The 24,552-nt window shown below is 61.0% G+C and carries 15 protein-coding genes; 6 read left to right on the forward strand and 9 right to left on the reverse strand.

Features of this window, described 5'->3' with window-relative positions:
* Positions 1-115 precede the first annotated feature (115 nt).
* The 4 genes from ACUN0G_RS13255 to ACUN0G_RS13270 all read left to right on the forward strand — a co-directional run bounded on the left by ACUN0G_RS13255 (position 116) and on the right by ACUN0G_RS13270 (position 7,096).
* On the forward strand, positions 116-4,459 hold the full coding sequence (locus tag ACUN0G_RS13255) for a glycosyltransferase (protein WP_445573622.1): 4,344 nt from the start codon (positions 116-118) through the stop codon (positions 4,457-4,459).
* A gap of 90 nt (positions 4,460-4,549) precedes the next feature.
* Positions 4,550-5,218: a class I SAM-dependent methyltransferase gene (locus ACUN0G_RS13260; protein ID WP_445573623.1), complete on the forward strand. Its 669-nt coding sequence runs from the start codon at positions 4,550-4,552 to the stop codon at positions 5,216-5,218.
* A gap of 133 nt (positions 5,219-5,351) precedes the next feature.
* Complete coding sequence (locus ACUN0G_RS13265) at positions 5,352-5,933, forward strand: LemA family protein (protein WP_445573624.1); 582 nt, start codon at positions 5,352-5,354, stop codon at positions 5,931-5,933.
* Entirely contained in the window at positions 5,930-7,096 is a 1,167-nt protein-coding gene (locus tag ACUN0G_RS13270) for a hypothetical protein (protein WP_445573625.1), read from the forward strand. The genes ACUN0G_RS13265 and ACUN0G_RS13270 overlap by 4 nt, the downstream gene beginning before the upstream one ends.
* Here the strand turns inward: ACUN0G_RS13270 and pbpC are convergent, their stop codons facing one another.
* The 3 genes from pbpC to ACUN0G_RS13285 form a co-directional block, all read right to left on the reverse strand.
* Complete coding sequence (gene pbpC / locus ACUN0G_RS13275) at positions 7,097-9,394, reverse strand: penicillin-binding protein 1C (protein WP_445573626.1); 2,298 nt, start codon at positions 9,392-9,394, stop codon at positions 7,097-7,099.
* Positions 9,375-15,218, reverse strand: coding sequence for an alpha-2-macroglobulin (locus ACUN0G_RS13280; RefSeq protein WP_445573627.1), 5,844 nt, complete (start codon positions 15,216-15,218; stop codon positions 9,375-9,377). The genes pbpC and ACUN0G_RS13280 overlap by 20 nt, the downstream gene beginning before the upstream one ends.
* A gap of 80 nt (positions 15,219-15,298) precedes the next feature.
* A complete protein-coding gene (locus ACUN0G_RS13285; RefSeq protein WP_258348682.1) occupies positions 15,299-15,928 on the reverse strand; it encodes a LysE family translocator in 630 nt (209 codons plus the stop codon).
* A 145-nt stretch (positions 15,929-16,073) separates the two neighbouring features.
* On the opposite strand from ACUN0G_RS13285, the gene ACUN0G_RS13290 reads away from it, so the two are divergent.
* A complete protein-coding gene (locus tag ACUN0G_RS13290) occupies positions 16,074-16,547 on the forward strand; it encodes an Lrp/AsnC family transcriptional regulator (RefSeq protein ID WP_026078018.1) in 474 nt (157 codons plus the stop codon).
* A gap of 202 nt (positions 16,548-16,749) precedes the next feature.
* Here the strand turns inward: ACUN0G_RS13290 and ACUN0G_RS13295 are convergent, their stop codons facing one another.
* The 6 genes from ACUN0G_RS13295 to ACUN0G_RS13320 are packed head-to-tail and all read right to left on the reverse strand — an operon-like array spanning position 16,750 to position 22,434.
* Positions 16,750-17,682, reverse strand: coding sequence for a phosphatidate cytidylyltransferase (locus tag ACUN0G_RS13295; RefSeq protein WP_063033761.1), 933 nt, complete (start codon positions 17,680-17,682; stop codon positions 16,750-16,752).
* Position 17,683: 1 nt separating this feature from the next.
* Complete coding sequence (locus ACUN0G_RS13300; protein ID WP_076013249.1) at positions 17,684-18,304, reverse strand: lysophospholipid acyltransferase family protein; 621 nt, start codon at positions 18,302-18,304, stop codon at positions 17,684-17,686.
* A 9-nt stretch (positions 18,305-18,313) separates the two neighbouring features.
* Positions 18,314-18,757, reverse strand: coding sequence for a hypothetical protein (locus tag ACUN0G_RS13305; RefSeq protein ID WP_445573628.1), 444 nt, complete (start codon positions 18,755-18,757; stop codon positions 18,314-18,316).
* Positions 18,747-20,045, reverse strand: a complete 1,299-nt coding sequence (locus ACUN0G_RS13310) for a phosphatase PAP2/dual specificity phosphatase family protein (protein ID WP_445573629.1) — start codon at positions 20,043-20,045, stop codon at positions 18,747-18,749. Before ACUN0G_RS13310 ends, ACUN0G_RS13305 begins: the two co-directional genes overlap by 11 nt.
* A gap of 3 nt (positions 20,046-20,048) precedes the next feature.
* A complete protein-coding gene (locus ACUN0G_RS13315) occupies positions 20,049-21,803 on the reverse strand; it encodes a bifunctional alpha/beta hydrolase/class I SAM-dependent methyltransferase (RefSeq protein WP_445573630.1) in 1,755 nt (584 codons plus the stop codon).
* A gap of 10 nt (positions 21,804-21,813) precedes the next feature.
* A complete protein-coding gene (locus ACUN0G_RS13320) occupies positions 21,814-22,434 on the reverse strand; it encodes a CDP-alcohol phosphatidyltransferase family protein (protein ID WP_421523222.1) in 621 nt (206 codons plus the stop codon).
* A gap of 184 nt (positions 22,435-22,618) precedes the next feature.
* On the opposite strand from ACUN0G_RS13320, the gene hflK reads away from it, so the two are divergent.
* Positions 22,619-24,550, forward strand: a complete 1,932-nt coding sequence (gene hflK / locus ACUN0G_RS13325; RefSeq protein WP_445573631.1) for a protease modulator HflK — start codon at positions 22,619-22,621, stop codon at positions 24,548-24,550.
* Positions 24,551-24,552: the final 2 nt, after the last annotated feature.

Genomic DNA, 24,552 nt, shown 5'->3' on the forward strand with positions numbered 1-24,552 from the left:
CAATGACCCAAGAACAATTACTGGCACCGTGTATTCGATCAGGCCGTACCTGCAACCGCCCAGGCAGTGAAAGCGGCTTAAGCGAGTTCTACCTTCGTCCCTTATGCAAATTGGTATGAGCATGACAAACCCCCTCTTGGCTGAGCGCTTGCCGCTTGTCACCATTGCGATACCGGCTTACAACCCGCGCTTCTTCGAAGCCGCGCTGAACAGTGCGCTCAACCAGTGCTACGCGAATATCGAAATCGTGATCAACGATGACTGTCGCGGCGATGGTATTCGTTTGATCACCGAACGTCTTGCTGCACACACCACGGTGCCGATCCGTTACCTGCGAAACGAACAGCAATTGGGCGGCCTGCTTAACCTCACCCGTGGGCTGGAAGAAGCCAGGGGCGAGTACATCAAGTTTCTCAACGACGATGACGTATTACTGACAGATTGTGTAACGCGCATGGCCGCGGTGCTGGATGCTCGCGCGGACATCTCGCTGGTCACCTCGCGGCGCCGTTTGATCGATGCCCAAGGTGAGACGCTGCCAGACATCCTCGAGACGTCTGAAGTATTTGGCGAAGATGTCTGCCTTCATGGTGCAGACCTTATTTCACTGCTCTGTGACTGGCCCGTTAACTTCATCGGCGAACCCACCACCGTCATGTTTCGACGGGCTCAGTTGGTAGACAAAGTTCCGAATATTTGCGCCCTTGGAGGCGTGCTCGTTGATGCTATCAACGACCTGTCGCTGTATGTGAACTTACTTCAACGCGGCCACTTGGCGTTTCTAAGTGAGCCTCTGTCGCTCTTTCGCCATCACGCCGAACAGCGCCAGAAACAGCCAGACATGCCAGCGTTGTTCGCAGAGGGTCATGCAAGATTTATCAATCAGATACATGCCCTGGGACTGTATAACCCACAGCCGTTAAAGCAAGTGCGCCGTGCGCCGTTGTCAGCCGATCAGGCCTTTCAACTGTTTCGTTTGCGAGAGGCTTACCTGGCACCTGATACCCAGAACCTCTATACCGCCAGCAGCATTACCCCCTTCGCCGAGCAGTGCGAAGTCCTCTTCTCAAGTCAGCCTTCGCTTGAAGACGGCAAGCCGCCAATCGGTGTCGTCATCCATGCGTATTATCCGGGTGTGCTGCAAGAAATTTTGCTCCGGCTGATTAAATTGAATGAGCACCTGCACCTGTACGTAACCTGCGTGGGAGGTGCTGATAAAGAGGTGCGCGACCTGCTGGCAGCGAGCGGGCTGAGCTATTCGTTGTATCGGGTACCCAATCACGGCAGGGATATTTTGCCGTTCCTGCGAGTGTTGCCGTTTTTACGTGCAGACAACATCCACACGCTGATCAAACTCCACACCAAGCGCTCGCTGCACATGGGGGTGGAAGACTCCTGGGCCCAAGACCTGTTCGATGACCTGCTAAACCCGGCGCGCTTCAGCCAATCGGTGGAATACCTGGCTGATCCCATGCACCACCCGCTGATCGGTACTGAGGCGTTCCGGCAGCCCGTAACCCAAAACCTCAATGGACAAAACCGCTCTCACCTACTTTTCCTGGCTAAGCGTGCCGGCATTGATCCACAACGAATGGACCAGGCCGATTTTTTTGGCGGTACCATGTTCTTTGTGCGTACCGAGGTGCTGGCGCACTTAGAACGGATGCAATTGACCGACAAAGACTTTGAGCCTGAATGCGGCCAGTTGGACGGCACCATGGCTCACGCCGTGGAACGGTTTTTCGGCGTGCTGGCAAATATTGGTAAAGAGCAGCGCGATATCAATCTGTATCGTCGCTGGCTGGATACCCGGCAACTGTCTGCGGCTGAGTTCGAAGGTTTACCCGCACGGCTTGCGAATTGGCCGCAGCACACAAACATTCTGGTGGTATTGACTGATACCACAGGTGACATTGCGCAGTTACGTTCCAGCTTGGAAAGCATTGATCGCCAGCTTTACGGCGCGGCAGCCATTGCGGTGCTTTCTAACGTCGAGCCTGTAGGGGTAGAAGCTTCCGACAACCTGGTGTGGTTGCCGCTCGCTGAATGCTGGCCAAGTCAGCTGAATGAGCTGCTGCATGAGATCGATGTCGACTGGTGCTATTTGCTTCGGGGAGGAGACCAACTCGACCCCCACGCTCTGCTGCTACTCGCGGAGGGTATAGCCCTGAACCCTGGTATCAGCGTTTGCTACAGCGATGAAGGCACGCTTACCGCAAATGGTTGCCAAGACCCGATATTCAAGCCGGACCTGAACCTGGACTTGTTGCGCAGTTATCCGTATGTCGGCCGAGCGTTGGCCTTCAACCGAGCGGCCGCTCTGGGTGCCGATGGCTTCGATCTCGCTTTCGCCGAACTGGCACCCCACGACCTGCTTTATCGGTTGATTGAGGTTAATGGACTGGGCGCTGTCGGCCACATCAGTGAAGTGCTGGTGCATCATGTAATCAACCTGGGCCAGTGGCTGGTCGAACCCCAGGTCGTTAAGTACTCCGCGGCTATAGTCGAGGCGCACCTGCAGCGCCTGGGCGTCGCTCATGAGTTGCGCCCGGGACCTTTACCGATGGTCAACCGGGTGGTTTACCAGCACAGCTCGCAGCCGTTGGTGTCCATAGTGATTCCCACTAAAGACCAACTGCCGATGCTGATGCGTTGCGTCGAAAGTGTGATGGAAAAAACCCTTTACACGAACTTCGAACTCATAATCGTCGACAACAACAGTGAAACGGTTGAAGCAAAAAATTGGTTCGCGGGTATGGAGCGTCTGAACAGCGATAAGGTGCGCATCTTGCGTTATCCCCACGCGTTCAACTATTCGGCGATCAATAATTTTGCCGTCAGACACGCCCGTGGTGATTACCTTGTGTTGCTCAACAATGACACTGCCGTCATTGATGGGGAGTGGCTGGGTTCGCTGCTCCATCACGCTCAGCGGCCAGAAGTCGGGATAGTCGGCGCCAAATTGCTGTTCCTCGACGGGACTATTCAGCATGGAGGTGTGGTGCTCGGCTTACGTGGCTTGGCAGACCATGCATTCATCGGCGCTCCAATGCAGTCCAATGGCTACCTGCACCGTCTCCAGGTTGACCAGAATTACAGCGCCGTGACGGCTGCCTGTTTGATGATCCGCACCGAGCTGTACCGCCAGGTGGGTGGAATGGACGAGATCAACCTGGGGGTTTCTTATAACGATGTCGATCTGTGCCTGAAAGTCGGCCAGGCCGGGCAACTGATCGTTTGGACGCCTTATGCGGTGCTCATGCACGAAGCTAACGTCAGCCAGAATAAGGTCGACAAGACGAAGTTAAAAGCCAAGCAAGAGCGTTTCAAGCGCGAGCAATCGGTGATGTACAAGAATTGGCTGCCCCGGCTCGCCAGTGACCCTGCCTACAACCCCAACCTGACCTTGGAAGGCGGCGGCTTTGGCTACGAATGCCGTAGCGAGGTCGCCTGGGAACCGCTGGCCGGTCGCTCTTTGCCTTACGCGCTGTGCTGTCCCGCCGACGCTTTCGGCAGCGGAAACTATCGGGTTCGCCAGCCCTTCGCAGCCCTTGAAGCCGCACGCCTGATAGAGGGCACGATAAGCGATGGCCTGCTTCATCCCGTGGAGCTGCATCGCTTGGCGCCAGACACGATCATTTTCCAACGGCAATGCACGACGCCTCAGCTGGAAACCATCCAGAACACCAAGGCATTCTCCAGGGCCTTCAAGGTTTACGAGCTGGATGACTATATTCTTAAGATACCCAACAGCAATCCAAGCCGAGAACTGTTTCCCAAGGATATCGCCAAGCGCCTGAAGAAAGCGGTCGGTATGTGCGACCGGCTGGTGGTGTCGACCCAGCCACTGGCCAGTGCGTTGAAGGGTTTTAACGCGGACATTCGTGTCGTAGAGAATCGCCTGCCAAGTCAGTGGTGGAGCGGGCTGATGAGCTACCGCCAACAAGGCCGGAAACCTCGGGTCGGTTGGGCGGGCGGGTCGAGCCACGGCGGTGACTTGCAAGTGATCGCCGATGTCGTTCGTGAACTGGCTGGCGAAGTGGAATGGGTATTTATGGGCATGTGCCCACCTGAGCTTCGTCCGTATGTCCATGAGTTCCATAAGGGCGTCAATATCGAGAAATATCCTGCACGGCTGGCCGACTTGAATCTGGACCTGGCGTTGGCGCCGTTGGAAGACAATTTTTTCAACGCCTGTAAAAGCAACTTACGGTTGTTGGAATATGGCGCCTGCGGCTTCCCCGTAATCTGCTCGGACATCCTTTGTTATCGTGGTGACCTGCCAGTGACTCGGGTCCAGAACACGTCAAAAGAGTGGATTGCCGCTATCCGCGAACATCTTGCTGAACCACGCGCCAGTGCCGTTGCCGGAGATGCTCTACGCAGCGCTGTAGTCGATAAATGGATGCTCCGGGATGAACACTTGGTTGCCTGGCGAAACGCATGGTTTAGGGATTGACTGATTCGCTTGTTATTTCAACGTCTTATCAATTCTGGAAGCCTTTTTCAGAGCTTCCCTCGTAATCATTGGAAGTAAGCAGAGAAAACCATGATCACTATTCAAGCGCTCAACGAATTTACCAGCGACCCGGAATTGACCGACAACATCACGCAGATCTGGGAGTTTATCGGCCAGCATTTCGAGCAGGCGCAAGACAGCTTGCCGGCTGAGTTCGCAATGGAGCGTCGCGAGTTGTCGTTCCATGATCAGGTACGTCTATTGGGCTACCTTACGTTTCTGATTGCCGAGCTGCCGGGTGATGTGGTGGAAATTGGCGTGTGGAAGGGCAAATCGTTGATGCTGATGAACGAGGTATGCAACCACGAGCGTCGTATCATTGGTATTGACCCGTTCGAATTGCCAAACCAGTTCGAAGAGTTCAGTTACTACAAGGACCTGATGTTGCCTAATGCGCAGGTGATTCGTGGCTTTTCGGAACTGAGTGCTGAACGTTTCTACAACCTCGCGCCCAACGTTGCGCTGTTGCATATCGATGGTGGCCACACCCGTCGCAACGTAGTGCTGGACTTCTTGCTGTATTCGCCAAGCGTCGTCTCGGGCGGCTTTATCGTATTAGACGACTACCGCGATTTTCAGCACTCGCCAGAGGTGGGCCCGACTGTCGACCTGCTGAGAGCAACAGGGTTCTTTCAAGGTTTCAACGTGCTGGGCAGTGTGCATGGCTTCGAGAACAGTTACGTGCTGCAACGAATGTAGGCTTTGATGGGAAGTGAACGGGTCTGACGGTTGCTGCAGGTAGCTCTTACCGTTTCTGTGGACTAATTCCGAGGTATTCCCCCGCTTTACCCCTAGAATGCGCTGTGGATAACTAGCCAGGGAATGCCGCCCCATGAACATCGAACTGCTGATCGCCGGTATCGTCGTGCTGATTATTGTGGTCGGCCTGGTCGGCTGGCTGGTGGGGGTCTACAACGGCCTGGTGATGCGCCGCAACGATGTGGATAAAGCCTTTGCCAACATCGACGTGTTGCTCAAGCAACGGGCGGACCAGATTCCCGACCTGATGCGCGTGGTGCAAGCCGCCATGAACCATGAGAACGCGCTGTTCACCCGCCTCAGCGACGCCCGCACCGCGTACCTCAACGCCAGCAGCCTCACCGATAAGGTCGATGCCTCCAACCTGCTCAATACGGCGCTCAAGTCGGTGATTGCGGTGGCCGAGAATTATCCGACGCTGATCTCCGGCCCCAACATGGTCGAGTTGCAGCAGGCGATCTCGGCGGTGGAGGAGCGCATCGCCGACCGCCGCGAGTTCTTCAATGAGTCGGTCAACCTCTACAACATCGCCATCGCGATTTTCCCTGATCTGTTCTTCGCAAAAATGCTCGGCTACCAGCGCATTCCGCTGCTGGCCATCAGTGCCGAAGAAACCCGCTACGAGGGCGTGAAGCTTGAGGTGCCGGGAGCATGAAAACCACTCAGGCGGGCGTTGTCGCGAAAAAGCCGGCGTGGAAAACCCTAGTGGCGCTGGTCTTTCTCGCCGGCTTCATCGGCCTGATGGTTTACGCCCCGACGATCCTGGTGGCGCTGTTTTTCCCTGTCTGCATCTTGATCGGTTTGCTGGCCAGCTTCGGCCCCAACTTCTATCGCACCGAACAACGCCTGGCCACCAGCCAGATACGCTCCTTGGCCATGGGCCTGGTGGAAGTGAACGGTAAGGTGATCGTCGACACGCCGTTGATCTCACCGGTCAACGGCAAGCCTTGTGCGGGTTATGTGTGGATCATCGAGGAAGGCACCAAAGACAAGGACGGCGACTGGAGCTGGAGCCAGGTCTCAGCCGAGGCTCGCTGCAACGACTTCCGCCTGCAGGACGCCACCGGCGAAGTGACGGTGATTGCCGAAGGCATCGACCTGTTCGGCAAGAAGCGCCCTGACGACCATGAGTGGATCAGCAGCTCCCGCCGCCAGGGCGAACTGCTCCTCACCCAGGATATGCAGGTGATGCTGATTGGCGACGCCTGCGAACGTGAGGGCAAGACGGTGATTGCCCAGGGCCGGCAACGTGATGCGGTGTTCGGCCTGGCCGAGACCAAGGAGGTGGAGAATCGCCGTGTGCTGGCGCCGTTGTGGCGCGCCGGTGGTTTCTACGCGGTGGTGGTGGGCCTGATCGGTGTCGGCATCATGGCCATGACCCCGGAGCATTTTGCCCAACTGCATCTGCCGGGCCCTGCCACCTACCAGCAAATGGCAGATCTGAACCCGGCCTATCGTTTTCTGGCTTGGTTGTACCGTGACAATGGCTTCGTGATTCCTTTCATGGCCGCGTTTGGCTTCTTGCTGACAATGTTCGTGGTGTTGCTCGCGCTACGGCTGTTGCTGCCCAAGGGCATGCGCCTGGCGGTAGGCCGTGTGCTGGGCGCCTGGATGGGCCTGGGCATGGTGATTGGCGGCGTGGTGACGTTGCTGCTGGTGGTGGCTCAGGTGGACACCATGAAGGTGTTCCTGGTGTGGATGATGATTCTGCTGGGCACCCTGGTGTTTTCGATCTTTGAGCAACGCAAGCTAGGGGTCGCGTACAAGCATTTCGCAAAAGATGCCGGCACCGCCGGTTCAGGCGACGAAGATCCCTGATCAGGGCACAAACTCCACCTTCAGTCCCCGGCTGGCGCTGCGGCCTTGATCATCAGTGACCCGCAACCGATAGTCCCCCGACTTACCCGGCCGCCAGTTCAGCGTGGTTTGCGGCGGGCCCTGGCCGATCAGGGTCTGATCGGCAAACCAATACAGCGTCAGTGCATCACTGGCCGCGTTGGCGTTCAGCGGAATGCTTTCCTGAGGCTGTGACAGGCGCAGGTGATAGCTGACCTGGGTCAGCGGCGAGCGAATCTGCGGCGCCTCGCTCTGGTCGCCGATGCGATTGGGTTGGCAACTTTTCTGCACATTGGGCGGCGTGCGCCGGGGCAGGCCAGCAGCGCGGAACAGCCGCTGCACATCGCTGGGCCAGAATTCGAAGACTTCTTCACGGGTGTACTGCGGGTCGAATGGCGGGCACGCGGCCTTGCCGGTACGGGTGTCGATCAGCACCGGGCGGTGCAGGTTGGACACGCGAATCGGTGACACGCCGGGGATGTACCAGGTCTTGCGGGTACGCGGGCACCAGCGGTTGGGCAAGTCGCCGGAGGCCGTGCAGACGTCGATGCGGATCAGCCCGGCGGGCGGCTTGTCGTGTTTGATCACCACATTCGGCAAGGCCAGGGGCAGGGCGTCGGCGATACGGAAGAACAGGGGGGCGGCGGTTTTCGCGCCAATAAACTCTGGATTCGGACGGCCGTCGAAATTGCCGACCCACACCACCAGCACGTAAGGGCCTACGAGGCCGGCGCTCCACGCGTCGTGAAAACCCCATGAGGTGCCGGTCTTCCAGGCCGTGCGCCAATGGCGTCCCGGTAGGCCGTCCGGGCGCGGGTTGCGCCGCAGCATGTCGCGCACCATAAACGCGGCCTGCGGTGTGAGTAGCTGGGCGCCAGTGGTTTGCGGTTGCTCCTGCAAATAGCGCAGTGGCCGCAAATGCCCGTCTCCGGCCAGCATCACATACAGCCGCGCCAGCTCCTCGGGCGTCATCTCGCCGCCGCCCAGGGCCAGGGCCAAACCGTAATGGCTTTCGCCGCGCAGGCCCTTGATCCCGGCGCGTTGCAGCAATCCGTAGAGTGACGGCGAGCGGGTTTGGCTGGCCAGCCACACCGCCGGAATATTGCGGCTGCGGATAAGCGCATCACGGGCTGTCACCGGCCCGACAAAACTGCCGTCGAAATTTTCCGGCTGGAAGTAGCCGAAGTTACTCGGCATGTCTTTGAGGATGCTCATGGGGTGGATCACCCCTTGGTCCAGCGCCAGCCCATACAGGAATGGCTTGAGCGTAGAGCCGGGCGAGCGCCGCGACAGCACACCGTTGACCTGGCCGTGGATGCTTGTGGATAAGTAGTCCGCCGAGCCCACCAGGGCTTTTACGCTCTGGTCGCGGCTGTCGATCAGGATAGCCGTGGCGTTTTCCACACCGCTGCTGCGGCGCTCGGCGATAAAACCGGTGATCAGCCGTTCCAGCAATTGTTGCAGCGGCAGGTTGAGGGTGCTGTTCAACTCGTTGCCGGTTTGCAAGGCCAGCAATTGTTCGCTCAAGTGCGGTGCCAGAAACGGGATCTGCTGGCGGTTGCGGGCTTCCAGCGGCAGGTCCAGCAAGCTGTCGTTACGCGGGTCTTGTGGATAAGTTTCCCGCCAGTCCGACATCAGCCGTTGCCGAGCGGTTTGCAGCGATGGCCCGAAGCGCGCGCGGCGGCCGGGTTGCTGGGGTATCACAGCTAGCGCGAGGGCTTCAGACAAGGACAATTGCGCCGCTGACTTGCCGAAATAGATCCGGCTGGCCGCTTCGGCACCTTCGATATTGCCGCCCATGGGGGCCAGGTTGAGATAGGCCTCGAGGATGTCGTGCTTGCTGTAACGCGCCTCCAGCCACAACGCCAAGGCCATTTGCTGCAGCTTGCCGGGTACCTGGCGGGTATTGAGATCCCACAGGCGCCTGGCCAACTGCATGCTCAAGGTCGAGCCGCCCTGGCGCTGGCCGCCGCTATAGGTGGCCATGGCCGCCCGCAGCAACGCCGGGGGATTGATCCCCGGGTGCCAGTAGAAATTGCGGTCTTCCTTGAGCAGCAACGCCTCCACCAATGACGGAGAAATCCGTTCCAGGGGTAGCCACAGGCGATATTGCCCGTCAGCCGCCAGGGTCATGCGCAGCAGCGAACCGTCATCGGCCAGCACCACCCGTGAGGAGGTGGCTGCCTGTTCCAGCGGCGCGTGGGGCCACAACCGTAGCCCCGCCAGAACCAACGCCGCTGCCAGCAGCGGCGTCAGGCTTTTAAGGCTTGGTAATTTCAAGCTGGCCTACTTTGCCGCGTCCTTGCAAGGTGGTTTCGTACATGCCCTCGGCGTAGGCCGGTGGCGTATTGAAGGTACCGGCGTTGGTGGCGCGCACGCGGTACACGAAGGTGCCTACGTCCCGCAGCGCGGTGCCGTACAACACCACTCGGTCATCACGCACATCGACATAGTCCGGTTGCCAGTTGCTCAAGTCGGTCTCGCCAATCGGCGCCTGCCAGGCGTCGGCTTCCTCGGTGTCTTCGCTGGTTTCAACGTACTCCGAATCGTCGCCTTCGCTTTCCTCGCTGCTGGCCGCTTCCGGCTCTGGCGGCAAGTTATACACAGGCTCGACGCCGCCCGGCAGCAGGTCGACCACGGCCACTTGTTGCACCTGATCACGGTCGGTGGCCCGCAAGCGCAGGCGCACCAGGAACTCATCGCCTACCGCGACCTTGCTGACTGGGTTGCCTTTGAGGTCGAGGTATTCGTGGATGATTTCCAGGCCGCTGTTGATCGGCTTGAGGTTGGCGCCCTTGTCATAGCCGGCTTCGCTCAGCATGTAGAACGCCGCCGGGCCGTCGGATTTTTCCATCTGCAGTTTTTGCGTACCGGCAGGCACCGCCGCACGTGGCGGCTGGCCGGCCATCTGCAACAACTGTTGCTGCTTGTCGCTGAGCCATGCGGTGGCCTTGAGGGTCATGTCGCTTTGCGCGCGCTGGCCATAGTTGTCCAGGGCCCGCAGCAACAGTGCCGCCGACAGCGAGTTGTAGCGTTGCTCGTTGAGGCGCTTGCCGAGTTTATCCAGCAGGCTTGCCGGCACATCGTCGAGCATTTCCGGGAAGTGACGGGCGAGCAAATGCAGGTGCTCTGCGTCGTGCACCAGCGGGTCGTAATACAGGCCGTCGCTGTTCCATTTATCCGACAGGGAAAGCCACGGCACCTTGCGGAACAGCGTGTCGGCCTGACGATCCTGCTTGAGCAACTTGTAGCTGGCAGCCAGGTACGCGGCGCCAATGTCGTTCTGCCAGGTGTCCTTGAAGTAGCTCTCGTAGCGTTCGCGGATATCGCTCAAGGCGCCGCTCACCAGAATCCCCTGACGGCTCAGGAGGTAACTGGCATAGGCGCGGTTGCGCAGTTCCGACAGACCTTCGCTCGGGCCGTTGGCCAGGTCGGTGAGGTACGCGTTGGAACGTTGCAACAGGTCTTCCGGTACCGGCAGCCCGCGCTCCCTGGCTTCGATCAGGAAGTCGGTGGCGTACAGGCTGGCGTACGGCGCCACGTCCGGGTTGGCCGCCCACAGGCCGAAACCACCGGCCTGGTTCTGCCGCTGACGCAGCATGCGCACCGCGCCGTTGAAGGCCTGCTCGGCCTCCGGCGCGTTACCGCCCCAGATCAACGCCGGCATGGCCTTGGACACCAATTGCTCGGTGCAGGCGTAGCCGTAGTCATCCAGGTAATGCTTGAGGCCGTTGGCCCAGACCAGCGGCGAAGCGGCGACGCCCAACTGCACATCGCGCAACTGGCCGAACAGGTCGCGGGTCGGTTTCAGCTCTTTGCTGGCGCTGTCGAAACGGCCCAGGCTCAGGGCCACCCGATGTTCGCTCAATGGCCGGATCGACGTGGTTTCCGCCACCTGGATCCGCTTGCCATCCGGCAGCACCGCGACGAAGCGCAAGTCGGCCGAGCCGAGGTTTTCACCCACCTTGATCTTGAACTCGGCGACGCCTTCCTTGCGCGGTTGCAGCGCCAGGGTGCTGCCCTTGTCGCCTTGCACCTGCAGGCCATTGCTGGTCTGCACTTCAAACTTCACGTCCGCCGCGGCGTCGAGGTTGCTGAACACCCCGGCGCTGACGCTGAACACATCACCCGGCGCGACAAAAGCCGGCACGTTCGGCGTGATTACCAGTGGCCCGCGCACTTCGGTATTGGCCTCGCTGACGCCCACGCTGTCGCTGTCCACCGCGACGGCAAACAGGTGCAGTTTGCCGTTGAAGCTGTCCGGAACCTGGTAGTGCAGAACGGTTTCACCGGCCGGCAAGTCCACCAAGCCCGACCACCAGGCCACTGGCGGCTGATGTTTACGCTTGAACGGGTTGAGGTGGTTGGCCAGGGCGCCTTCGGTATCACCACCCGGCGCTGCCCCACTGAGCAGGCGGCTGAATTCCGGCAGGATCAGGTCAAGAATCTGACTGGTACCGACCTCCAGCGCACGCTTCTGGAAGAAGAAGCCCAGCGGGTCCGGCGTCTGGTAGCGCGCCACTTGCAGGATGCCTTCGTCCACCGCGTAGACCACTGCGCGGCCAGGGCGGTCGGCGTTGACCTTGATATCCAGGGTCTGCCCCGGCTCGATCTTCGCCGGGCCTTCGACTTTCAGCGCCATGCGCCGCGCATCCAGGTTGATGCTGAACGGCACCACGCCGTAGGACAGCGGGCTCATGTAGACCTCGGACGAGCCGATGTCCCGCACGAACTGCACGTTGACGTAGGCGTTGCCTTCAAGCCCCGCAGGAACGCGGATATGTTGCACGCTGTTGGTGCTGTCGGCCTTGAACCACTGCTGGGTGTAGACCTTGTCCCGCTCGATGGTGATCAACCCGGCCCCGGTGTACGGCGCACGAATGCTGATGGCGATCTCATCACCGGTGGCGTAGCTGCGTTTATCCAGGCGCAGTTGCAGCTCGGCATTGCGTTCCAGGGAACGTGAGGTATTGCCCCGACCGGCGACGCTGTAGTCGATCTGGTTCAGCAGGTTGCCGTTGGCATCCTTGAGTTGCAGGGTGAAATCGCCCGGGGTGCCGGTGTTCAGGGTTTGCTTGGCGCCGTCCTTGGTCATCACCAGCGGCGAGGCCGGCTGGCTGATGTTCTTGATGCGCGACTCGTATTTGTAGGTGCCGTTGGATTGCTTCACCAGCACCGAGACGTAGCGGTGTTCGACCACTTCACTGGTCAGGCCGTCCACGGCGACTGGCGTGAGGTCTGGCGCCACGGCCAGCCATTGCACTTCACGCGGGGCGTCTTTGGCGACGAAAGACAGCGAATCCTTGCTCTTCACACCCACCAGGTACGGTGCTGCCGACACCAGCAACGCGCTTTGTGCGGCGACGTTGCGACCGCCTTCGGCTTCGTACACCTGGGTCATCACTTGCAGGCGGTAGGTGCTGTTGGCGAAGCGTTGCAGGTTCAGGTCCAGCACCGCTTGGCCGTTGTCGTCGACGGTGGTTTCGGCCAGGTCTTCGGAGCTGGCTTCTTCCAGCGAGTCATTCAGGCGGAAGCGGTAATCCGGGTAGCGATCAAACGCCGCGAGCGTTGGGCTCAGGGACATTTTTGCCGTGACGCGACGGCCCGCCGCCGGAGCGCCGAACAAGTGCATCGCGGTGACCTTGGCCACCACCTGGTCTGGCGGGATCCAGCCCAGCACCGGGGTGTCGTGCAGGCTCAGGCTGACTTTCATCCGGTCCGGTTCAAAATCGCGAACCTTGAAGCTGACGCTGCCCAGGTCAGTGCGTCGCTGCTTCTCACCGATCAGTTGCAGGGTCGCGGTGTAATCGCCGGAAGGCGCCACTTCGCTGCTGGGGAAATCGAAGGTTTCAAAACCGCTGGCCGACAGTTTCAATGGCTGGCGAATCACCTCGAGGCCACGTGGGTCGGTGATCTGCAGCTCAACCGGCAGGCCTTGCAGGGCGCCTTTCCAGTCGCCGCTGCGCACGATCATGCCCAGGTGCGCGGTCTCACCAGGCCGGTACAGGCCGCGGTCGGTAAACAGGTAGGCGCTGAGACGATTGATCGCACCGTCTTCTTCCAGGCCGCCTACATCAAAGCGCGACAAATCCAGCTGCTGGGACTGACGGGCAATTGGCAGGAACGATTGGTCATTGCCACGACTGACCACGTACATCAATGGCGTTTTCTCACGGCGCAGTTCATCCAGCTTGGCGAAGTGCGCGTGACCTTCGGCGTCGGTATGGCCGCTGGCGACCGGCAAACCGTTGCGGCCGATGATATCGACCTGGGCGTCGGACACCGGCGAGCCGTTGCCGATGGACTGTACGTACACGTCGTGGCTGCCATCGCTGGAGCGTTTGGCGATGATGCCCAAGTCGGTAACCACGATGAAACGCAGGTCGCTGGTGGTGTTGCGCGAGTAGTCGAAGGTGCGATCAGCCGGGTCGTCCTGCGGGCTCAGCTTGAGCACGAAAATGCCTCGGCGGCCGCCGTTGGCTGTCAGGTAGCTGCTCAGGTCGACGTTGTCGTAGACGGTTTTTGACGGGTCGCCAGCCGACAGCGGAATGTCCAGGCTCTGACGTTCCACCATCCGGTCGAAGTAGTCATTGGCAAAATTCGGTCGGGCAAAGCTGCCGCTGCTCTGGTCCACCAGGTGTTGCAACTGGTTGGGCAGCAGGCGGGCGATTTCCACATGGGCGCCAGGTACGCCACGGGCCATGAAGCCCAGGCGTTTTTCGCCGGTGAGGCTGAGCAGGGCGCCGTCGGACAGGAACTGCAGCGTGCGCGGATAAGCCGGCATGCTCACGAGGGAGGCTGTCGGATTTTTCGCCAGGTAGCCGCCGATGGCTTCCAGGTTGGCCGGTACCCGCACATACAGGGCGCGGCCCGGCGGGGCCTTGAACTTGAAGGCGTGCAGGGTGTTCAGCGGTTCGACGCTCGGTACGTGGGTCAGCTTGACCTTGGTGCTGCTGGCCAGCAGCTTGTCGTCGATGTCTTGCAGGTTCCAGGGGCGGGTATCGTCCTCGGCTTTTTCCGGCAGCATCCAGGCCTGGACCTTGTTGGCGATGGTCTCGTCGGCCACGGCGCTGGAACTGCTGAACATCAGCACCGGCTCGGGCTCGCCGCGCTCGTTGTCGACAAAGCTGACTTCGGCGCCGGTAAAGGTCAGGCGATAGCGGCCGGGCACGGTGACTTCGGCCACCAACGGTGCAGTGCTGGCGTTGCCGCCGTCACGGGCCTTGAGGCCTTCATCGAGCTTGGCGCTGACCGGAGTGCTTTCCAGCGGAGTGGCCAGGGCGGCGGAGCGTACAAAAGCGTTGAGCTTGTGCTCGTCGAAGGTCACTTCCGGACGGTTGGGCAGTTGCGCGTCGCGGTAGGCCAGGCCTTTGCCGAGGGTGACCGAGGCACGCTTGCGTACGCTGTCTTCATCTACCGGGTGGGAAAAGTGGAAGGTCGCGACCAGCTGTTTCTGCGTCGGGTTGCTCGGGTCTTGGTACAGCTCGTTTTGCGTCAAGGTGGCGCGGAACGGCTGGGTGGAGAATTGGCTGGTGTATTGGCTGAGCAGTACACCGTCGGCCAGCAGGTTTTTCTTGGCCAGGTCGATGGTGTAGTGGGCGTCGACGGGCCAGTCTTTTTCCGGGGTGAACACCAGGCTGCGGTCGTCCGACCAGCGCCAGGTACCCGCGATGCTCGGCTTGAGCGTGATGCCTTCGGTGACCGGTTTGCCGATTGCCGCCAGCGGAGCCACGGATTCCGCGAAGCGCACCTGCAAGTTATCCACAACCGGCTGCGGCTGGGTGTAATCCGTCAGGTTGGGCTTGTGCAGCGAATAGCCCACGGTGTGGGGCTGCGGCAGGTGGGAATACCAATGCCAGCCATAGACGCCTGCGGCCACCAGCAACGCCAGGGCCAGTACACCGCCTGCGGCCTGACGCGGATACGCCCGGGCCTTATGGCCGACATTGACCAGGCCGTTGCCGGACGCTTGCATCCAACGCGGCGGTTGCCACTGGCCGAACAGGCTGCGCGCCAGCCATCGCACGGCGCGGAACACAACACTCACCACTGAGATCAAGGCCCCGAAAAAACGGCGGCTGGTCGCTTTTAACGAATCAAACATGGTGAGCATCCCTGGCAATGTGTCGCGTATCTTACACGTCTCTTTAATACAAAAGATGACGGTAAAAGACCTCGTTTTGCTCAGGCTTGCTGCACGAAGGTGAGGCGTATCGCAAAACCGATCAAAAGACTGCCAAACAGCCACTGTTGCAGGCGTTGGGCGGACGGGCTGCGTTGCAGCCAGCGGCCGATTCTGGCGCCGGCCAATCCATAGCCACTGTCGAATGCCAGGCCGACGGCCACCAGAATTGCGCCCAACGTTGCGAACTGCGCCGTCACCGAAGCGCCGTGTGGATCAATGAACTGCGGCAGCAATACGGAGCAGAACAGCAACGCCTTGGGGTTGAGCAGGTTGGTCAGCAGGCCGCGTTGAAAGGCTTCGCGCCAGGCATGGGCCGGTGCCGGGCCGTTTTGAGTATTCAGGTTGGGCAGCAGGTTGGAGCGCAAGCACTGCACGCCGATCCACAGCAGATACGCCGCACCGCCCAGGCGCACCACATCGAAAGTCCAGGGTGCGACCTTGAACAACGTCGCCAGGCCCATCCCCGCCAGCGCCACATGGCAGGCCCGTGCGAGCCCCAAACCGGCTGCGGTTGCCAGCGCCATCGCCTTGCCCTGGCGGGCGCCGGTTTGCAGCAGCAGGATCATGTCCGGGCCGGGCAGCAGGTACACCACCGCCAGCGCGACTAAAAACAACCAGAGTTCTGCCATGTGCCTGCCCCTTGCGGTAGGTGATTCGTAGGGCAATTTTAGAGGTGAAGGCCGGGGCAGGTGCTTGCGTAGTCGACCGGAAAGGCGTCTAGTCTTGGCATAACCTGCCACTTTTACCGGGCGAAACACTTCACTTATGCCAAACCTGAAACTGGATGCGTTTGACCGCAAGATTCTTGAGGCGCTGCAACGGGATGGCCGCTTGAGCAACGTGCAACTGGCGGACGAGATTGGTTTGTCGGCCTCGCCCTGTTTGCGTCGGGTGCGGTTGTTGGAAGAGGCGGGCGTGATTCGTGGTTACCAGGCAAGCCTCGATCGGGATGAAGTCGGGTTGGGGCTGACGGTGTTTGTCGGGGTCAAAGTGGAGCGGCATAACGACGAACAGGCCGAGGCGTTTCGGTTGGCGGTGACGGCGTTGCCTCAGGTGATTTCGGCGTTTCTGGTGTCGGGGGAATCCGACTTTCTGTTGCAAGTGGTGGTGCCGGACTTGCGCGGGTATGAGCGGTTCCTGACCGGGAGCTTGTTGAAGTTGCCGGGAGTGAGCGATATCCGCAGCAACTTCGCGATTCAGACGGTGAAGACCCCGGGTGCGTTGCCGTTGGGGCATCTTCCCGGCTAGAGCGTGGGAACGATCAGAAAGGGAAGGGGCGCTCAAGCATGGCATTTCAGACTTTGTCGCAACCTTGAAAACACTGCGAAAAAGTGTGGGAGCGGGCTTGCTCGCGAAGGCGGAGTATCAGATACACATTCAGTGGCTGACACTCCGCCTTCGCGAGCAAGCCCGCTCCCACATTTGATCTGTGTTGTCTTTGGTGTGTGTGTCAGGTCCACCAGTAGCGTACGAGATGAAAGAAAATCGGCGCGGCAAAACACACGGAATCCAGACGGTCCAGCATCCCGCCGTGGCCCTCGATCATGTGCCCCCAATCCTTCACGCCCCGGTCGCGCTTGATCGCCGACATCACAATCCCGCCCGCAAACCCCAGCAGGTTGATCAACAGCGCAATCAGGAACGACTGCCAGGGGTTGAACGGCGTGGTCCACCACAGCGCCGCGCCAATCAGCGACGACAGCAAAATCCCGCCAACAAACCCTTCTACGGTTTTCGATGGCGACAGGTTGGGCGCGATCTTGTGTTTGCCGAACAGCTTGCCGCACACGTACTGCAAGACGTCCGACAGCTGCACCACGATCACCAGGTAGGCGATCAGCAGCAGGTTGCGGCCTTCGTAGCCGACGATATCCAGGGTCAGCAGCGCCGGCACGAAGGACACGCAGAACACCGCGATCATCAGCCCCCATTGCACCTTCGACGCCCGTTCCAGGAAGTGCGTGCTGTCGCCGCCCAGTGACGCGAGGATCGGCAGCAGCAGGAACACGTACACCGGGATGAAGATCGAGAACAGCCCGTACCAGTCGAAGTAGATCAGCAGGTATTGCAGCGGCAGCGCCAGGTAGAAGGCCGCCACCAGCGCCGGGTAATCGCTGCGCCGGGTGGGTGTGAGCGTGAGGAATTCCCGCAGCGCATAGAACGACACGGCGTAGAACAGCAAGATCACCGCGCCGGTGCCGAGCCAGAAGGCCACGCCGATCACCACCACCATCACCCACCACGCATTGATGCGGGCGTTGAGGTTGTCGATCACCGCATTGGGCGTGCCACGGGTACGGAGTTTGAGGATCAGGCCGATCAGCGAGGCGAGTACCAGGATCGCGCCGATCCCGCCGAACAACATCAGGGTTTGGCTATCCATGTCAGGAATGCTCCGGGGCGAGGGCGAGCAAGGCGTCGCGGGTGCGGGCGAGGAACAACGCCTTGTCTTCGCCGTCCTCCAGTTGCAGCGGTGCGCCGAAGCTGGTGGTACACAGCAAGGGCAGCGGCAGCACGCGGCCCTTGGGCATGACCCGGTTGAGGTTGGCGATCCACACCGGGATCAACTCGGCTTGTGGATAACTCTTGGCCAAGTGATACAGCCCGCTTTTGAACGGCAGCAAGCCGTCTTCCAGGTTGCGAGTGCCCTCGGGGAAAATAATCAGCGAGTCGCCGTTCTCCAGGGCCTGGAGCATCGGTTGCAGGGGGTTATCCACAGGGTCCTTGCGCTCGCGATCAATCAGCACGCCGTTGAACACCCGGTTGATGATGTAACGGCGCAGGGCGCTTTGATTCCAGTAGTCGCTGCCGGCCACCGGGCGCGTGAATTTACGCAGGTTCTGTGGCAACGAGGCCCACAGCAGCACGAAATCGCCGTGGCTGCTGTGGTTGGCGTAATAGATGCGCTGCACCGGCACGGGCGCGCAGCCAAGCCACAGGCTGCGGGCGCCGGTGACGGTGCGGGCCATGGAGGTAATCAGGGTGGCGACCACGGGTTCGAACATGAGGTTTCCTTATCCGGCGAAGGGCAGCCAAGGGCTGGCCAGGATGACGGCCACGGTCAGCAGCACTTGCGCCGCCAGCAGGTAGGCTTGCTTGCGCAACAGTTTCAGGGCGCCGCTACGGCGTTCGTTCCACGGCCGACCCGCGCGTTTGGCGGATTGCAGGCCGAGGGTTTGCATCGCCTGGTCAAAATCGGCCGTGCGCTCGGTATCACGGGCGAGCAGGGCGAACAGGTCAGCGTCGAAGGCCACCCGCAGCGCCCAGTATTTTTGCAGCAGCCCGAGCACAATCATCCACAGGCTGAGGATCAGGCAGATCGGCGTGATGCTGGCCATCAGCAGTTGCGCCAGGCCGAACAGTACGCCGAGCAAGGTCAGGCCTGTGGATAACTGATCCAGGGAACGGCCGCGACGTAGCAGGCTGGCGACGACCTGTAATTCCATATCAGCGGGCATGGGCTAAACCCTCCAAGGCTTCACGGTGAGCGGGATGCAGGACCACATGCGGGCGTGCTGTACGAATAATAGCTACCGCGTCGTCAACATTGCCTGCGCGCCCGCTGTGTACCAGCCATGCAGCCACAGCCGTGGCACTTCGCGAGTAACCAAGGGCACAGCACACCAGCAATGGCCCGGCTGAGCGCAGTCGTTCAATGGCTTGGGCGGCTTCCAGACATTGCGCGGCGGTGGGCGCCGTGAGGTCGAGCACCGGCAGGCTGTAATAGGCGCGGCCCTGTGGATTGATCGGTAACTCGGCGCAGAGATCGACCACCGCCTTGAATGACTCCAGCTCGCCGCCGGTGGGAATTCGCCCGAGCCAAACGTTATCCACAACCTGATCGGGCTGTGGATGTTTACGTGTCCACAGGCGGGAATTGATCCAGGCAGCTACCAGGTATGGCGCCAACAACCAGCGTGCCGCCGGAGTGAGTCGCCCGTCGGCGCGTTTCTGAAAGCCTGAAACGCCCAGCACCAGATAATTCGCCTTCACCAACCCGAGGGAAACTGCCGGCCAAAGCAGCCACAACCAGCCGCCGCCGAGGGAAAACGCGAGGATCAGACACACCAAAGCCCCGAAGCCATAGCGCAACCCCAGCCGCCAACGCTGCCGGTCCCGAGTCAGGTGGGCATTCAGCAGCGGGCTCGGATGTTCCAGCGGCCACAGCCACACGCACAGCCAGCCGGCGAGGGCGCCTGTGGGTAAGTCGATAAAGTGATGTTGATAAGTGGTCAGTACCGAAATGCCGATCAACGCAAACCAGCCATGCACCACCCAGCGCCAAAGGCCCTGGCTATGCCGCTGGTACATTATCCACAGCACCACCAGCAGGGCGATGTGCAGCGATGGCGCCTGGTTGAACGGCTTGTCGAACCCGGCGAGTACCGCAAACAGCCAGCCGAACACCCCATCCAGCTCCGGGCGTTCGAAGGTGAAGCGTAACGGCCAGATCAGGAAGCAGGTGACGGCGATCACTTGCGCCGTCAGCAGGCGCAAGGCGTGTTGCTTCAACTCATGGCGGGTGCTGGGCAGCAGCAGGGAAAAACCGTAGAGCAGGTCGATCGACCAGTAGGGCACGATGGTCCAGGCCCAGAACGGGATATGGGTTTCCCAGCCGAACACCATGGTGCCCACGTCGCTGCGTTGGCTGGTGACCCACGTGGCAAAGCCGTAGGTGCTGAAAAACAGCGGTGCCAACAGCAGCAGCCACAGCACCGCCGGTTTTAACAGGCCCGGTTCACGCATGGGTCAGACTCGCTGTGCCAGGGACACGCTGAAAATCCCCCATTCATCCACACGCTGGGTGATCTTGCGGAAACCGGCGGCTTCCACCAGTTGATCCATTTCTGCCTGGCTGCGCCGGCGCATTACCCAGGCCTGGCCCTGACGGTGGCTGGTGAGGGCGCGGGCGATCAGTTCCAGTTGCGGGTGCCACGGTTGGCCGGTGTACACCAGATAGCCACCGGGCTCCACGGCTTCGGCCAAACCGGCGAGCGAGCCACCGACCATCGCGTTATCCGCGAACAGTTCATACAGCCCGGACACCACCGCCAGCGTCGGCTTGGGCTCCAGCGCTGCCAGGTCCGCCCGGTCAAACGCATCGCCTTTGACGAACTGTGCGATGTCTCCCAGGCCTTTTTCACGAATCAGCGCGCCACCGTCGCGCACGTTGATGTCGCTGTAGTCCCGCAACAGGATCGATTCCGGCAACGGCGAAACGCCCTGTAAGGCTTCCAGAATGTACCGACCATGCCCGGCGGCGATGTCGACGATGCGCACTTCCCGCTGCTCGTCCCGCAGTTTGGCCATCGCCAGGCGCAGCAGCTCTTCCACGTTCAGCTTGCGTTGGCGAATACCGCGCCAGCCGATGGAGTTGAGGTAGTTAGTGTCGATCATCCGCCCCAGCCCGCCTTTGCCGGTGGGTGTGTTGCGGTACACGTAGTCCAGGGTGCTGCCGGAGTCGAAGCCGGTGTCGAAACCAAGCTTCACCCCATCCGACAGTTTGCTGCCCAGGCCCATGCTGGCGCGGGTCATGCGCCAGTAAAGGTCGCGCAGGGAGTTGCGTGGCAACGGCGCGGCCAGGGATTCGGATTCGGCGCAGGTCAGGCCGATCTTGTCGGCGTCCAGCAAGGAGGCGCGGTCCAGCGGGTGTTCGAAGTTCTGCAGGATAAAGCGCCGGGCACTGCTCAAGGCCACGGCGCGGTCACGTTCACCGAGGGTGTCGTGGAAAAAGCCGGGGAGGATGTGCAGTTCTTTTTTCAGGCTGCCCAGGCGGTCGAAAAACTGCTGCTGGGGTTTGCGGTGCACCACAAAGTCCGAGCCGGAGATCAGCAGTTGGGTCGGCACCTGGATTGCCTGGGCATCGGCTACCACCCGGTCGGCGGCTTCGTACAGGCCCAGCAGCACATTTACGGAAATGGCTTTGGTGATCAGCGGATCGCTGTCGTAGGACGCCACGCGCTCCGGGTCATGGCTCAGGAACTTGGCCTTGACGTAACTGTTGACGAAAAAATTGCCGCGAAACTTGCGCATCAGCGCCAGGCCCGGCCGGGCGAAGGGCACGTAGAGCTTGACCTTGAACGCGGGCGAGGCAAGCACCAACGAGCGGATCTTCGGCGCGTAGTCGTGCACCCAGGTCGCTGCGATCACTGCGCCGACACTCTGGGCGATCACCGCGAGGTTTTCTTCCTCAATGCTGTAGGCGCCGCCGATATGGTCAACGAAGGTCTGCACGTCCCGCGCACTGGTGGCGAAGCTCGGGCTGTCGCCGCGCGCGCCGGGGGATTGGCCGTGGCCGCGAGCGTCCCAGGCGAAGAAGTCGAACTCCGGCAGGTTCAGTTCGTCCACCAGGTGCGCGATACGCCCGGAGTGCTCGTGGCCGCGATGGAACAGCAAAATCGCCTTGCGGGGTGCAAAGCCCGCAGGCGCCGTGGCGGGCCAGTGACGGTAGAAAAGCTCCACCCCGTCATGGGTGCTGAAGGTGTGCTCTTGCTGTTCACGCATCGCAAAATCCTTATGCAGAAGGGGAGGTTTGTTGTTCTTTGAGGCCTTGGCGCACGCGGTTGACCAAGGTATAGGCCAACAAGGCCGCGACCAGCCACATCACGGCATCGACCCAACCGGCACCGAGCCAGCCCAGCGCCACGCCGGTGGCCAGCACCCCGAGCACAAATGCCCGATCGCTCTTGCCCATGGGGCCGTCGTAGCGCCGCGAGGCCCCGACCATCGGCCCGAGCACGCCGGCGTATTCGCTGAACACCGCCAGCAGCGTCACCAGCAACACCGGCGCCAGGCTGACCTCGGGGATCAGCGCAAACGGCAGGATCAGCGCGCTGTCGGCGATCACGTCACACAGTTCATTGAGGTAGGCGCCGAGTCGCGACTGCTGGCCGAATTCCCGGGCGAGCATGCCGTCGATGGCGTTGAGGGCCATGCGCAGGATCATCCACAGCGGGATCAACGCAAACAGCCACAGATGCTGGGCGAAGCCGGCAATCAGCAATCCCACCAGCAGGGAAACTACCCCGGCCAGCACGGTGATCTGGTTGGCGGTGGTGCCGTTGTCGTAGAGGCGCTGCACCAGCGGGCGCAGCAGGTTCTGAAAACGCGGTTTAAGCTGATAGATCGAAATCATGGGGAGTGACGCTTCCTTGTCCGTAAGCCCGCGAAAAACTGTGGGGAGTGTGCCGATTTATCACGGCTGAAACCAGTGATGGCTCGTGTTTCTGGGGCTTTCATCACTATCTGTGTGAAACCAAACAAAAATTTCACGCTTCGGGTTATAGAGTAACTAATTGTTTCTGGGTGGGCGTTTGGGGATGCGAGTGGATCTAGACGCTGATGACGTGGCCATCGAAGGGCTGCCGCGTTTTCAGCAGGGGTTGTTTCATGCCCGCCGGTTAAGGCAGGCCGGCATTGGCTTGACGGTGCTGGCGGTCGGCGGCTGGATGCTGGCGCTGTTTGTGGCGCTGTTCGCCCCACTGTCGATCTGGCCGGTGGTGCTGATCAACTGCGCCTCGGCGTTGCTGGTGCTGGTGGCCGGTTTGCAATCGGCGTGGTGGGTCGCGGATTGGCGGGCCATGGCGCTGGAGGAGCCGGCTGCGCGGTTGATCGAGCAGCCGCTGCCACAAGAAGAACCTGGCTGGCTTAACCGGCAGTTCGGTCGCGTCGGTAATGGCTTGCGGGTGCAGATTGGCGCGCCGGTGTTCTGGCTGTGTGGCTGGTCGTTGCTGGTGCTGTTCAGCGTCCTGGAATTCTGGAGCCTGACCTTGCCCGCCGCTGCAGTGGGCCAGGCTGCCAGTGTCGGCGCGGCCATTGCCTTGGCACTGGCATTCGGCTTGCTGGTGTTTGAACGGCGCATGGCCCAGGAAAGCACCGCCCAATGGCCGGAAGCCGCGCAACTCGCGCAATTGAGCCGGGTGGCGATTATCTGCCTGGTGGTCAGTGGGATTTGTCTGCTGTTTGCCGGTGAAGAATCCGTGTGGCCGTTGCGCCTGGCCGTGTTGATCGGCTTGTTGCCGATTCTGGTGGCGCTGGAGTTTCTGCTAAGAGGCTTGCTGTCGCTGTTCAGCCCGCGCCAGGAGCGCCTTGAACCGCGCCTGATGGCGCAAAGTTTTATCGCCGGGATGCTGCGCTGGCCGCCGCAACCGTTGCTCGCCTTGCAGCACGAACTGCACAACCGTTTCGGCATCGACCTGCGACAGATCTGGGCCTTTACCTACATGCGCCGGGCATTCCTGCCGGTGCTGGTGGTGGTGCTGGCCGTAGGTTGGTTGCTGACCGGCGTGCATGAAGTCGCCCTGCAAAGCCGTGGGATTTATGAACGCTTTGGCAAGCCGGTGGAGGTCTTCGGGCCTGGCCTGCATACCGGTTTGCCATGGCCGCTGGGCCGCGTGCTGAACGTGGAGAACGGCGTGGTCCATGAGCTGGCCACCAGCGTTGGCGAAGCGGCAAACACCGACGTCGCTCCGGCCGAGGGCCCGGCGCCGCTGATCGCCAACCGCCTGTGGGATGCGAGCCATGTGAATGACAAATCCCAGGTCATCGCCAGCAGCAGCGGCGACAAACAGAGCTTCCAGATCGTCAATATGGATGTGCGCTTCGTGTACCGCATCGGCTTGACCGACCAGGCCGCACTCGCCGCCACCTATAACAGTGCCGATGTGCCTACGCTGATCCGCAGCACCGCCAGCCGCATCCTGGTGCACGAATTTGCCTCGCGAACCCTCGATGAATTGCTGGGTGAAGAACGCAACAGCCTCACCGATGAAATTGGCAAGGCAGTGCAAGCGGACCTGAAGACACTCGACAGCGGCGTGGAAATCCTCGCCACCGTGGTGGAAGCGATTCACCCGCCTTCCGGTGCGGCCAACGCTTACCACGCGGTGCAAGCCGCACAGATTGGCGCCCAGGCGCTGATCTCCCGGGAGCGCGGCGCTGCCAGCGAGCAGACCAACCAGGCGTTGCTGCAAGCCAGCACCGCCCGCGACCAGGCCCAGGCCACGGCCCATGAAGTCAGTGCTGGCGCCCAGGCGGCGGATCTGCGCTTCAGTGCCGAACAAAAGGCCTATCAGCAAGCGGGCCAGGCCTTCGTGCTGGAGCAGTACCTGAGCCAACTGAGCCAGGGCCTGTCCCACGCCAAATTACTCATTCTTGATCATCGCCTAGGCGCCAGAGGCGCACCGACCATTGATCTGCGTTCCTTTACCTTACCGGCCGACCCTGCAGTGCCGCGTAAAGCCGTTCAATAAGG

This window comes from Pseudomonas sp. 32A (assembly GCF_052682255.1).

What these genes read in the sequence shown, in the direction of transcription:
- ACUN0G_RS13255 (WP_445573622.1), top strand. Translation starts at nt 116, where the DNA reads ATGAGCATGACAAACCCCCTCTTGGCTGAGCGCTTGCCGCTTGTCACC.
- ACUN0G_RS13260 (WP_445573623.1), top strand. Translation starts at nt 4,550, where the DNA reads ATGATCACTATTCAAGCGCTCAACGAATTTACCAGCGACCCGGAATTG.
- ACUN0G_RS13265 (WP_445573624.1), top strand. Translation starts at nt 5,352, where the DNA reads ATGAACATCGAACTGCTGATCGCCGGTATCGTCGTGCTGATTATTGTG.
- ACUN0G_RS13270 (WP_445573625.1), top strand. Translation starts at nt 5,930, where the DNA reads ATGAAAACCACTCAGGCGGGCGTTGTCGCGAAAAAGCCGGCGTGGAAA.
- ACUN0G_RS13280 (WP_445573627.1), bottom strand. Translation starts at nt 15,218, where the DNA reads ATGTTTGATTCGTTAAAAGCGACCAGCCGCCGTTTTTTCGGGGCCTTG.
- ACUN0G_RS13285 (WP_258348682.1), bottom strand. Translation starts at nt 15,928, where the DNA reads ATGGCAGAACTCTGGTTGTTTTTAGTCGCGCTGGCGGTGGTGTACCTG.
- ACUN0G_RS13295 (WP_063033761.1), bottom strand. Translation starts at nt 17,682, where the DNA reads ATGGATAGCCAAACCCTGATGTTGTTCGGCGGGATCGGCGCGATCCTG.
- ACUN0G_RS13300 (WP_076013249.1), bottom strand. Translation starts at nt 18,304, where the DNA reads ATGTTCGAACCCGTGGTCGCCACCCTGATTACCTCCATGGCCCGCACC.
- ACUN0G_RS13305 (WP_445573628.1), bottom strand. Translation starts at nt 18,757, where the DNA reads ATGCCCGCTGATATGGAATTACAGGTCGTCGCCAGCCTGCTACGTCGC.
- ACUN0G_RS13310 (WP_445573629.1), bottom strand. Translation starts at nt 20,045, where the DNA reads ATGCGTGAACCGGGCCTGTTAAAACCGGCGGTGCTGTGGCTGCTGCTG.
- ACUN0G_RS13315 (WP_445573630.1), bottom strand. Translation starts at nt 21,803, where the DNA reads ATGCGTGAACAGCAAGAGCACACCTTCAGCACCCATGACGGGGTGGAG.
- ACUN0G_RS13320 (WP_421523222.1), bottom strand. Translation starts at nt 22,434, where the DNA reads ATGATTTCGATCTATCAGCTTAAACCGCGTTTTCAGAACCTGCTGCGC.
- hflK (WP_445573631.1), top strand. Translation starts at nt 22,619, where the DNA reads ATGCGAGTGGATCTAGACGCTGATGACGTGGCCATCGAAGGGCTGCCG.